This window comes from Paenimyroides aestuarii, from assembly GCF_024628805.1.
GTDB classification, from domain to species: Bacteria; Bacteroidota; Bacteroidia; order Flavobacteriales; family Flavobacteriaceae; genus Flavobacterium; species Flavobacterium aestuarii_A.
The window spans coordinates 2,716,751-2,728,583 of record NZ_CP102382.1 but is presented as its reverse complement, the minus strand read 5'-3'; the positions used below and the strand labels follow the sequence as shown (position 1 = coordinate 2,728,583).

At 29.2% G+C, this 11,833-nt stretch carries 13 protein-coding genes; all 13 read left to right on the top strand.

The features are described from left to right. The first annotated feature begins 2 nt into the window (after nucleotides 1-2). From pseC to NPX36_RS13200, 13 genes are read left to right on the top strand one after another with little or no spacing between them, the layout of a single operon-like run. Nucleotides 3-1,190 (top strand): UDP-4-amino-4,6-dideoxy-N-acetyl-beta-L-altrosamine transaminase, encoded by a 1,188-nt coding sequence (gene pseC, locus NPX36_RS13260; RefSeq protein WP_257499205.1) that lies wholly within the window; start codon nucleotides 3-5, stop codon nucleotides 1,188-1,190. Next, entirely contained in the window at nucleotides 1,171-1,875 is a 705-nt protein-coding gene (pseF, locus tag NPX36_RS13255) for a pseudaminic acid cytidylyltransferase (protein ID WP_257499204.1), read from the top strand. The genes pseC and pseF overlap by 20 nt, the downstream gene beginning before the upstream one ends. Further along, on the top strand, nucleotides 1,850-2,851 hold the full coding sequence (locus NPX36_RS13250; RefSeq protein WP_257499203.1) for a GNAT family N-acetyltransferase: 1,002 nt from the start codon (nucleotides 1,850-1,852) through the stop codon (nucleotides 2,849-2,851). The genes pseF and NPX36_RS13250 overlap by 26 nt, the downstream gene beginning before the upstream one ends. Next, on the top strand, nucleotides 2,848-3,885 hold the full coding sequence (pseI, locus tag NPX36_RS13245) for a pseudaminic acid synthase (protein WP_257499202.1): 1,038 nt from the start codon (nucleotides 2,848-2,850) through the stop codon (nucleotides 3,883-3,885). Before NPX36_RS13250 ends, pseI begins: the two co-directional genes overlap by 4 nt. After that, a complete protein-coding gene (locus NPX36_RS13240; RefSeq protein WP_257499201.1) occupies nucleotides 3,885-5,351 on the top strand; it encodes a lipopolysaccharide biosynthesis protein in 1,467 nt (488 codons plus the stop codon). The genes pseI and NPX36_RS13240 overlap by 1 nt, the downstream gene beginning before the upstream one ends. 3 nt (nucleotides 5,352-5,354) lie before the next feature. Next, nucleotides 5,355-6,221, top strand: a complete 867-nt coding sequence (locus tag NPX36_RS13235) for a hypothetical protein (RefSeq protein WP_257499200.1) — start codon at nucleotides 5,355-5,357, stop codon at nucleotides 6,219-6,221. After that, nucleotides 6,222-7,538 (top strand): O-antigen polymerase, encoded by a 1,317-nt coding sequence (locus NPX36_RS13230; RefSeq protein WP_257499199.1) that lies wholly within the window; start codon nucleotides 6,222-6,224, stop codon nucleotides 7,536-7,538. It begins immediately after the preceding gene. Continuing rightward, a complete protein-coding gene (locus tag NPX36_RS13225; RefSeq protein WP_257499198.1) occupies nucleotides 7,535-8,680 on the top strand; it encodes a glycosyltransferase in 1,146 nt (381 codons plus the stop codon). Before NPX36_RS13230 ends, NPX36_RS13225 begins: the two co-directional genes overlap by 4 nt. A gap of 1 nt (nucleotide 8,681) precedes the next feature. Further along, the gene (locus NPX36_RS13220) at nucleotides 8,682-9,491 is read left to right on the top strand and encodes a glycosyltransferase (RefSeq protein WP_257499197.1); all 810 of its coding nucleotides are present in this window, start codon (nucleotides 8,682-8,684) and stop codon (nucleotides 9,489-9,491) included. Further along, nucleotides 9,488-10,387, top strand: a complete 900-nt coding sequence (locus NPX36_RS13215) for an NAD-dependent epimerase/dehydratase family protein (protein WP_257499196.1) — start codon at nucleotides 9,488-9,490, stop codon at nucleotides 10,385-10,387. Before NPX36_RS13220 ends, NPX36_RS13215 begins: the two co-directional genes overlap by 4 nt. Nucleotides 10,388-10,422: 35 nt before the next feature. After that, nucleotides 10,423-10,959, top strand: a complete 537-nt coding sequence (locus NPX36_RS13210) for a hypothetical protein (protein ID WP_257499195.1) — start codon at nucleotides 10,423-10,425, stop codon at nucleotides 10,957-10,959. Beyond that, entirely contained in the window at nucleotides 10,952-11,386 is a 435-nt protein-coding gene (locus NPX36_RS13205; protein ID WP_257499194.1) for a helix-turn-helix transcriptional regulator, read from the top strand. The genes NPX36_RS13210 and NPX36_RS13205 overlap by 8 nt, the downstream gene beginning before the upstream one ends. A gap of 2 nt (nucleotides 11,387-11,388) precedes the next feature. Further along, complete coding sequence (locus NPX36_RS13200) at nucleotides 11,389-11,832, top strand: hypothetical protein (RefSeq protein ID WP_257499193.1); 444 nt, start codon at nucleotides 11,389-11,391, stop codon at nucleotides 11,830-11,832. Nucleotide 11,833 lies beyond the last annotated feature (1 nt).

Here is an 11,833-nt window from a genome sequence, read left to right as displayed (position 1 = left end):
TTATGGAAAATAAAGTAATACCATACGGAAAGCAAAATATTACCGAAGAGGATATTAAGGTAGTAATTGAAGCGCTAAAATCTGATTATCTTACTCAAGGGCCAAAAATTAAAGAGTTCGAAGATAATTTTGCAAATTATGTAGGAGCTAAGTATGCTGTGGCATTATCTAATGGTACGGCGGCTTTGCATCTTTGTGCAATGGCATTAGATGTCCAAAAAGGAGACAAAGTAATTACAACTCCCATTACATTTGCAGCATCAGCGAATTGTGTAAGATATTGTGGAGGTGAAGTCGTTTTTGGAGATATCAATCCGGAAACGTATTTATTGGATATTAATTCTGTAAAAAAGTTATTAGAAGCAGCACCAAAAGGTACATATAAAGGTATTATTCCCGTTGATTTTGCAGGACGTGCAGTAAACCTTGAAGAGTATAGAAAATTAGCAGATGAATACGAGCTTTGGATTATTGAAGATGCTTGTCACGCACCAGGCGGTTATTTTGTTGACAGCAAAAATAATAAACAATTTTGTGGAAACGGAAATTTTGCTGAATTAGCTATTTTTTCTTTTCACCCGGTAAAACACATTGCTTCTGGTGAAGGAGGAATGATTACAACCAACGACAAAAATTTGTATAATAAATTGTTACAATTGCGTACACATGGTATTGTAAAAAATAATGATTTATATACTAATACTATTGAATTTGCAGGCGGAAAAGAGAATTATCCGCTATGGTATATGGAAATGCAGGAATTGGGATACAATTATCGGATTACCGATTTTCAGGCAGCGCTCGGAAACAGTCAATTGAATCGAGCTGACGAAGGTCTCCAAAGAAGAAGAGAAATCGCATCAACCTACAACCAAGCTTTCAAAAACCAAGCTTTTATCAAAGGACAGTCAGGAGCAATAGAAGGACATGCTTATCATTTGTATGTCATCGAAGTAGAAGACCGCTTAGGGTTATATAATTTTTTAAGAACAAAAAATATTTTTGCCCAAATACATTATATACCTTGTCATTTAATGCCTTATTATAGACAATTTGGCTGGAAAGAAGGGGATAGAGTAAATGCAGAAATGTATTATAAGCATTGCATCAGTTTACCTATGTACCCTACATTGACAGAAGAAGAACAACAATTTGTAATCGATACAATTGATGAGTACTACACAAAATAACTTATGTATTATTCCTGCTAGAGGTGGTAGCAAACGGATTCCCCGAAAAAACATCAAAGATTTTTTGGGAAAGCCGATTATCGCTTATTCTATAGAAGTAGCCCTTGACTCCGGTTTATTTTCGGAAGTGATGGTTTCAACAGATGATGAGGAAATTGCAGAGGTGGCAAAAAAATACGGTGCAAAGGTTCCTTTTATGCGAACCGAAAAAACGGCGGATGATTTTGCGACTACTATGGATGTTTTAGTAGAGGTAGTAGATAAATACAAAAAGGAAGGAAAGTACTTTAAAAACGTTTGCTGTATATATGCAACATCTCCTTTGGTATCTCCAGAAATATTGAAAAAGTCCTTCGATGTTTATAATGAAAAAAAATTTGATTCATTATTTTCTGTAATCAAGTATAGTTTTCCTATTCAGCGTTCACTAAGTGTAAATGATGATAAAATAACATTTAACTATCCTGAGAATGCTAATAAACGTAGTCAAGATTTAAATGATTCTTTTCATGATGCCGGACAGTTTTATTGGATGAAAGAAAATTTGATTTGCAAAGGAGCGGTTTTAGTAACTAAGAACACTGGTGCTTACGAGATTAGTGAGCTTCAAGGACAAGATATAGATAACGAGTTGGATTGGAAATTAGCAGAATTAAAATATGAACTCTTACAAAGTATTAAATAAGCAGTCTTATTCTATTGGTGATTATAGTATTGTGCCTATTAGGTTTGAAGATAGATATGATATAATGAAATGGCGTAATGAGCAGATTTATCATTTACGACAAAGCAAACCATTAACAGAATCTGATCAAGAGCGTTATTTTAGTAATGTAGTTTCTAAATTATTTGAAGAAGAAACACCTAATCAATTATTATTTTCATATTTAAAAAATGGAGAATGTATTGGATATGGCGGTTTAGTACATATTAATTGGTTAGACAAGAATGCTGAAATATCTTTTATAATGAATACCGAATTGGAAAAGAATTTTTTCGGATTACATTGGCAAACTTTTTTAAGACTTATTCAAAAAATAGCTTTTGAAGATTTAAGTCTGCATAAGATATATACCTTTGCATTTGATTTGAGACCACACCTTTATGAGGTTATTGAAAAATGTGGATTTATAAAAGAAGCTGTTTTAAAAGAACATTGTATTTTTAATTATGAATTCAAAGATGTGGTGATTCACTCAATAATAAATAAGTTAAGATTGCGCATAGCAACTACAAAAGATAATGACAAAACATTTGAATGGGCAACAGATCCACAAATTAGAAAATATTCTTTTAACCAGTCTCAAATTAGGAAAGAAGAGCATGGTAAGTGGTTTAAAAGTAAAATAGAAGATCATGATTGCCATTATTACATTCTTGAAAATATTTTAGGTACTCCCTTAGGTTCAATAAGATTAGATCTAAATGAAAATGAAGCTATGATAAGTTATTTAATTGATAGTAGTTTCTTTGGAAAAGGACTCGGAACAGAAATACTTATATTAATAGAAGATGAGATCGTAAGTTCTAATTTAAAACCTTTACGATTGGTGGGCTTAGTTCAAAAGGAAAATGCGGCTTCAATACGAATATTCAATAAGCTAGGGTATAATACCACAACCGAAAATGGTGTATTAAAGTTCACAAAAATAATACAATGAAAATAGCAAATTTTAATATAGGAAATAATAGCCCAGTGTTCATAATTGCAGAATTATCGGCTAATCACAATGGCAGTTTGGAGACTGCATTAGAGACAGTAAGAGCTGCAAAACGTGCAGGAGCTGACTGTATAAAATTACAAACCTATACAGCAGACACCATAACTATCAATTCTCGCAAAGAGGATTTTATGATAAAAGGCACTATTTGGGAAGGAAAAAATTTATATGATTTGTACCAAGAAGCCTATACGCCTTGGGAATGGCATACTGAGATTATGAGAGTTGCAGAAGAGGAAGGATTAATTTGTTTTTCTTCTCCTTTCGATCCAACTAGTGTAGATTTTTTAGAAGAACTAAATGTGTCGGCTTATAAAATTGCTTCTTTTGAAATTACAGATATTCCTTTAATAGAATATGTTGCCTCAAAAGGGAAGCCTGTTATTATATCTACAGGTATTGCTACAGTAGAAGATATTGAATTGGCTATAGATGCGTGCCATCGCATGGGAAATTATGATATTGCTTTGTTAAAGTGTACGTCTAGTTATCCTGCACCAATAGAGGAAGCTAATATGTTAATGGTTAAAGATTTAGCTGAGCGTTTTAATGTAATTAGTGGTTTGTCTGACCATACAATGGGTAGTACAGTACCAGTTGTTGCAACTTGTTTTGGAGCAAAAATTATAGAAAAACATTTTATCTTAGATCGTTCTATTGGAGGACCTGATGCTTCTTTTTCTATGAATGAGCAGGAGTTTACTACAATGGTAAAAGAAGTTCGTGAAGCAGAAAAAGCAATTGGAGTAGTAGATTATACGTTGACCGAGAAGCAAATCAAAGGACGTGATTTTTCCAGATCACTTTATGTTGTAGAAGATATTAAAGCAGGAGATGTGATTAACGAAAAAAATGTACGTTCTATAAGACCGGGCTTTGGATTGCACCCAAAACATTATAAAGATGTTTTAGGTAAAATCTCAAAGAGAGATATTAGCAAAGGAAGTACTATTTCATTTACAGACATATACTAATGTTTAAATTCTTTAATAAAACTGTAAGTATTCTTAAAAACAAGAATGTAATATATCTGTTGACCAGATATTTAACCTACGGTATACAGTTTTTTGTTTCAATATTTATAGCAGTCGCTTTAGGGCCCTATTATTTTGGTATTTGGGGGTTTATTTTGTTAATTATTAATTATTTTGGAGTTCTTGATTTTGGCTTTGCCAATGCAGTCAATATTCTAATTATTAAAAATAAAGAGAATCTTCCATTAGTGAGGCGATATTTTTCTACAGGATTTATATTAGTTTCTTTTTTAAATATTTTAGTTTTAATTTTTTTTCTTTACAATTATTTTTTTTTACCAATTAAAATTTTTAGTAAGTATAACCTTAATAATGAAATTTGGTTATTAGGTCTTATAGCTCTAAATGTAAATTATAATAATTTATTAATGCATTTGTATAGAATTAATAATAAGTTATCTCAAATATCATTTTATCAATCGATAGTTCCTATATTTATGTTAGTTGTTGTAATGATTTTTCATGGGGAGAAACTTTTAAAAAATCTTATTTTATGTTATGTGATCGGAAATTTATCCTCAACGTTGTATTTTCTTAAAGGAAAGGTATTGCCTAGTTTACAATTACCACCTACAAGTGATTTCAAAGAAGTAATGAAAAGAGGCTTTTTTCTGTTTCTTTACAATGTATCTTTTTATTTAATTGTTTTATCGCTGAGGTCTTTTATTAGTGCTTATTATTCAGTAGAAGAATTTGGCTTATTTGCATTTGCTTTTACATTAGGAAATTCAATATTATTATTTTTACAGGCTATTTCATTTCTTATATACCCTAAAGTTGTTTCAATTCTAAATACTTTAAATGAAAATAAAGTTCTAGAATCATTGCAGGATATACGAAGAGTATATTTAACTTTGACTTATTTAATGCTTTATATAGGTTTAGCTATTATATCTTATGGTATTGTTTTGATTCCCGAATATACAAATTCTTTTAAATTAATTGGACTTTGTTCACTTACAATTGTTTTGTATTCTAATTCTTTTGGTTATGGTACATTTCTTATAGCAAACGGATATGAAAAACTTAATGCTTTGATATCTATATCTTGTTTACTGCTAAATATATTTCTATGTTATATATTCATTGTAATTTTAAAATTTTCTTATGAATTAGTAATTTTTGCAACCATGATTTCTTATTTTGTTTACACATATTTAACTGTATCATTTACAAAGAAAAAAATAAATTGTAGTTCAAGAAAATTTTTAAATAATTTAAAAGATTGTTTCGGTTTTAATATTCTTATTCCTTATGTGTTTTCTCTATTCTTAATTGTTTTTAATTTAGATTATCTTATAATATTACCATTATGTATTTTTCTTGTTTTAAGTGTTAACGATATTAAGTTTTTGGTCGAAAAAATGATAAATATTATTAAAAATAATAAAATCTTAGAAATCTAACTTATGAATTACTATATAGCTACTAAACCTTTGCAATATTATAATTGTCTTAATATAGCATCCAATAAAACTAATAACACTATCATTATTGTTAACTCATTTTATAATGCGATAGAATTTAGTAGAAAGGTTGGTAAAGCTAACTTTTGGGATAGAAGCGTTTTTTTTAATAATCTAAAAGAAGCATATGATTTTCTCAGTAAATCAATAAAAAAAAATGATTTAATATTTGTAGATTCTGATTATGGATTACAGAATTTTATTTTTCAATTAAAGGTTGTGATAAAAGGGGGGGTAATTTTTGTATATGAAGAAGGAATAGGTAGTTATAGAGATAATCTTTATACTTTACATAAAAATTTATTTGCGAGAAATATAATGAAATTTTTTTTTAGAAAATTTAATCACTATGGGAGTAGTATTTTATGCTCAGGAATATATTTATACAGAATTAATTATCATAAAGAAATATTTCCTAATTACAGAAAAAAAAGATTTGCATTCCCAAATAATCTGATAGAGAATTTGATAGATTATAGATATCATTTGAGTGAGTATAGCAATATTCAAATAGATAATAAAATCAATAAAATAATAATTTATTTGAGTAGTTGGAAATTTAATAAAAGTGCATTAAAGTACATTTCTAAATCTGAAAATACTATAAATATTATAAAACCACACCCTCACATGTTAGAAATCGATGAAGAATTTATAGAAAATTTTGATATTTTATTAAGTCCAGATATTTTATTTGAGTTATTTATAATTAATTTATTTGACTCCAAACGTAAAATCATAATTTATCATGAAGGTTCAAGTTCAGTAGAAAACTTAGAAGTTTTAAATTTAAATTTTAAAAAATTGTAAATGAATATTATTTTTATTATATCGACTATCCTATGTTTTTTATTATTCTATAATCCGGAAGTTCCTCATTTTTCAACGAGGGTTTTTTTAAGCAGCTATGGTATTCAAATATTTACACTCTATCATATTTTTCATAAAAAAAACAAATATGTTTCCTTGAATTTAATGATTAATTTGTTTTTTTTCTTTTTCTTTGGCATAGCCCCTTTACTCCAATTTTATCAAAAGACTGTTATTTTTGGTGGAAGAATATTAAATGAATATGAGTATTTCAATATGAATATTTTAATTATTGCTATTATTCTTTTATATTCTCTAATGTATAATTTTTTTACTAAAACTTCTAAAAAGAGTTATGATTTTAGTAAAGTTAGCAATTTATCTCAATACTTAGCTTTTACTCATTTAATCAAATTATCAGTTATATCTACTTTATGTTTTATATTAGTTTTTTATTTAAATAATTTTAATGTATTTAGTTTACTTGTAAGAGGAGGTGAATCATCTATAGATAGAGTGGATATTGGTAGTACCTCATCATTAATTGTAAGTCAATTTATTAGACCGATTCCAATAATATCTTTTTGTATAGCGATTAGTACTAGAAAAAACAAAAACTGGTTTTTAAAATTTTATTTATTTATAATAGCTATATTAACTACTTTTCCCTTAGGAGTTCCAAGATTTTATGCCGCCGCGGTCTATATACCTGTTTTATGTATTGTCTTTAAAAAATTTAGAGATTCTAAAAATTTTGCATTGTTTTTTATAATATCATTTTTAATAATTTTTCCATTTTTAGAAAATTTTAGACACTTGAATAAATATACAAAATTAGAATTAAAATTAGATTATTCTATGTTTGGTACAGGTAACTTTGATAGCTACTATAATTTTGCAATAATTGTATTAGAAAATTATATAACCTATGGAAAGCAGCTACTTGGCGTAATCTTTTTTTGGGTTCCTCGAAGCTATTGGTCTGATAAACCTGTTGGATCAGGATACTATATTGCGTATTATGAAGGTTATTCTTTTAACAATGTTAGTGCTAATTTTTTTGCAGAAGGATATATAAATTTTGGATATTTAGGAATAGTATTATTTATTTTTATTTTAGCATATTTATCTGCAAAATTAGATGTATTAAGCAATTATGTTTTAGGTACTAGTAGTACCAATATCATTATTATTCCTTATTTTATTTTATTGGGGATGATATTTTTTATGTTGAGAGGTGACTTGTTGAGTTCATTTTCCTTTACTGTAGGTTATATTTTGTCATTTTATTTTATTTATAAATTTATTCTAAAATGAAAATAATAATAAATACAACCACTCTTAGTGGGACAGGTGTAACTCAAGTTGCTGTGTCATTCATTAACGAATGCATTGATTTCCCTGAAAACTATTATCATGTCTTTTTAAGTAAAACGGTTGCTAGAGAACTGCATATCAATCAGTTTCCTAATAATTTTTGTTTTTATTATTTTGACAGTCACCCTCTGTATGGTATTAAAGGTTTTGCAATCAGGAAACAATTGCACGAAATGGAGAACAAAATTAATCCTGATATTGTCTTTACAGTTTTTGGCCCTGCTTGTTGGACACCGACATCAAAACATGTGTGTGGTTTTGCAAATTCATATTATGTATATCCAGATTCTCCTTTTTTTGATGTTATTTCGAAAATTGACTATTTGCGAATTAATATAATGAAATTTGCGCATAAGTTTTTCTTGAAAAGAAATGGCAAATATTTCATTTGTGAAACGGAAGATATGACTGAGCGTTTGCACAAATATCTCGAAATATCTCGATCCGAAGTATTCACTGTAAGTAATACTTATAATAATTATTTTGTTAATTTTAAACTTTTGGATAATAAATCAATACTTCCTCCACGAACTAATAATGAGTTTAGATTTATTACATTGGCATCATTTGAGGTACACAAAAACCTTACAATTTTAAATAAAGTAATTCCGACGTTGATTAGTAAATATCCCGAATTAAATGTTCGATTCGTACTAACCATAGATCACCAAATGTACGAAAATGCATTTTCTATAGATGCGAAATCACGAATTATCAATTTAGGAAGGGTTGATGTGAAAAAATGTCCACAGCTCTATCATGAATGTGATGCGCTTTTCCTTCCAACTTTGATTGAATCATTTTCTGCTAATTACCCTGAAGCTATGATTATGGAAAGACCAATTTTAACATCAAACTATTCTTTTGCAAAATCGATTTGTCGAGATGCGGCGATGTATTTTGACCCTCGAAATCCAGAGGCTGTTGTCGAAACGATAGTAGAGATTGTTCAAAATATTGAATTGCGTAGAAATTTAGTGCTTAAAGGTAAAAAGCGGGTGCTTGACTTCGGCGATGCAAAGACTAGAGCTTCTAGATATCTCGAAGTGTTAAAAATTATTCATTTTAACAAAATTAGATAAAATGCTAACAGGTAGTATTGTTCTTTATAAAAGTAATTCTGAGGTATTATTAAAGGCTATTAATAGCTTTCTATTTTCTGAATTAGTTAAAAAATTATATTTAATAGATAATTCACCAACAGATGAACTTAAAAATATTTGTGATGATATTCGTATAGAATATATCCATAATCCGTCAAACCCTGGTTTCGGTGCGGCACATAATATTGCAATACAAGAATCCATCAATGAAGGATCAAAATATCATTTTATAGTAAATCCTGATATCTATTTTTCAGAAGATGTAATTAGTCCTATGGTTAAATTTATGGAAGAGGATGCTAAAATTGGTATGATGATGCCTCAAATATTGAATGATGATGCTACAGTGCAAAATCTCCCCAAGTTATTACCTTCACCTTTTAGTATCTTGCTACGAAAATTTAAAAGACCTAGTTTTATATATAAGCCTTTTATTAATAATTATGAACTACGTACTGTTCCTCAAAATATAATTTATGAGGCACCTATATTGTCTGGTTGTTTTACGTTATTAAATCTCGACGCAATAAAAGAAGTTGGAGAGTATGATGACCGTTTTTTTATGTATTTTGAAGATTGGGACTTATCTAGGAGAATGAACCAAAAATATAAAACAATATATTTTCCAAAAGTATCGGTCTATCACGGTTATGAATCAGGTGCTAATAAAAGCAAAAAATTGTTTAAAATTTTCTTACAATCGGCAGTTCACTATTTTAATAAATGGGGTTGGTTTTTCGATTCAGAAAGAAGAAAAATTAATGAGAAAACATTAGCTCAATTCAAATGAAAACAATCATCACAGGTTCATCGGGCTTCGTAGGCAAAAATCTAACCGCATATCTTAATAAACAAAATATTGAAGTACAAGATTTGTCGTTGCGAGCAACCGATTGGAAAAACCATATCGATAAACATGCAACCGCCATTATTCATTTGGCAGGCAAAGCCCATGATACTGCCAATACATCATCTGCTGATGAGTATTTTAAAGTAAACCGGGATTTAACGATTGAATTGTTTAATGAGTTTTTAAAATCAAATATTCAGGATTTTTTCTTTTTCAGCTCGGTAAAAGCGGTTGCAGATACGGTTGATGGCGTTTTGTATGAAGATATTATGCCTAAAGCGGTTACACCTTACGGACAATCTAAGTTAGAAGCTGAAACCTATCTATTGAACCAACAACTGCCAGCAGGCAAGCGCTTGTTTATTATTCGTCCGTGTATGATTCATGGTGCTGGTAATAAGGGCAATCTTAATTTATTATATAAAGTTGTTGAAAAAGGGATTCCTTGGCCATTGGCAGCTTTTGAAAATCAACGTTCTTTCTTAAGTATTGATAACCTTTCGTTTCTAATTGTAGAAATGTTGCGAAACATAGAAGTTGCGTCGGGTATTTACAATTTTGCAGATGACGAAACCATTTCAACTAATCAACTGATTGAAATTATTGGAAAAGCATCAGGTAGAAATGCAAAATTGTTGAATATTTCTAGCAGCCTTATAACTGGGGTAGCTAAAATAGGAGACAAGATAAAATTACCCTTAAATTCTGAGCGGTTAAAAAAACTGACGGAAAGTTATGTGGTTTCTAACAAAAAAATAAAAACAGCCTTACATATAAATAAATTACCTTTGTCTGTTGAAGAGGGATTGGTGAAGACCATCGAGAGTTTTAAATAGTTTAGTAAAAAAAAATAAACTTGCAGGTTGATTTTATGAGAATAGTTAATATCTTTGCATATAGATTATTTGCTTTTCACGATGCGGGAGAAGTAGATAATGAATATGATAGATTGTTAGATTTATGGACAGATACGGAGTATGTGCGTGAATTTCTATTGGCTAATAAACAAGATATACCTAAACACGAATCAATTGAGCAATATATAAGGTATATTCGAGAGGATGCCATTGCCATTGATGAGCAATTAATAACGATTACTGAAGAGGAAAACGAGAAATTATCATATTTTTTTCAACCATTACACAATAGTGAATACCAAGTAAAGATATTATCCTTGCAAAAAGGTAGGCAAAATTGTTTACGGCTATATGCCATAAAAATAGATGATGATACATTTGTAATTACTGGTGGAGCTATAAAATTACCCTTACATCATTTAATGATCGAGAGAGCGCATACTTTAAAAGAACTGCAAAAAATAAAAAAAGCTCAAGATTATCTGAGAGCAAACGAAATCATAGATGAGGACTCTTTTTTTGAATTTTTAAATAACAAATCCCATGACTAACAAAGAAAAGTTTTTGGCTTTAGTTTCTAAAGAAGAAACAAAGACCGTTGAAAGAGCAAAAGCACGTTTAGGAAATAAGAAGTATTCGAAGTTGTCGAACAAGATTGCGTTTGAAATATTAGAACGTTTAGATGTATTGAACTGGAAACAAGTTCGGCTTGCAGAAGAAATGAAAGTTTCTCCGCAGCAGGTAAATAAATGGGTAAAAGGAAATGAAAATTTTACCTTAGAAACTTTAGTAAAATTAAGTGCCGTTTTAGGGATAGAATTAATTCAAGTAGCATCCAAACAAAGTGCAAATAAAGTGGAAGGGGTAACGATTATTTCTTCAGAAGAATACACACCTGCGGTATCTATAAAAATGCCAAAACCACATATTATATTAAGAGATACAACAATGTATGAAAATCAATACGCAACTGCATAAAGATGAGTGAAAAAGAATTACCTATTCCTTTCAAAATAGTAAAAGTAGAAGAAAACCAATTTTCGGTTTTTGAAGAAACACTCGCTATTGAAGAAAGAATTCAACAAGAAATTGGTTTTGGTTTTGGAGCAGATGCTGAAAACAATATAATTGCGGTGTCAATGAAGTTTGTTTTATTCAAACAAAATCAACCATTGCTAAAATTAGAAATTACTTGTTACTTTGAAATCGAACAGCAAGCGTTTCAAGATAAATTGGTACAAGCTGATGAAATAGTATTACCTTGTAGTATTGTAAAACATTTAGCAATGATTACTATAGGAACTGCAAGAGGCATTTTATTTGCCAACACAAAAAATACTGATTTTAGCAAGTACATTGTTGGTCTTATTAATGTAGATAAGATTTTTAGTGAAGATATTATAATAACAAGTAATAATAAATAAG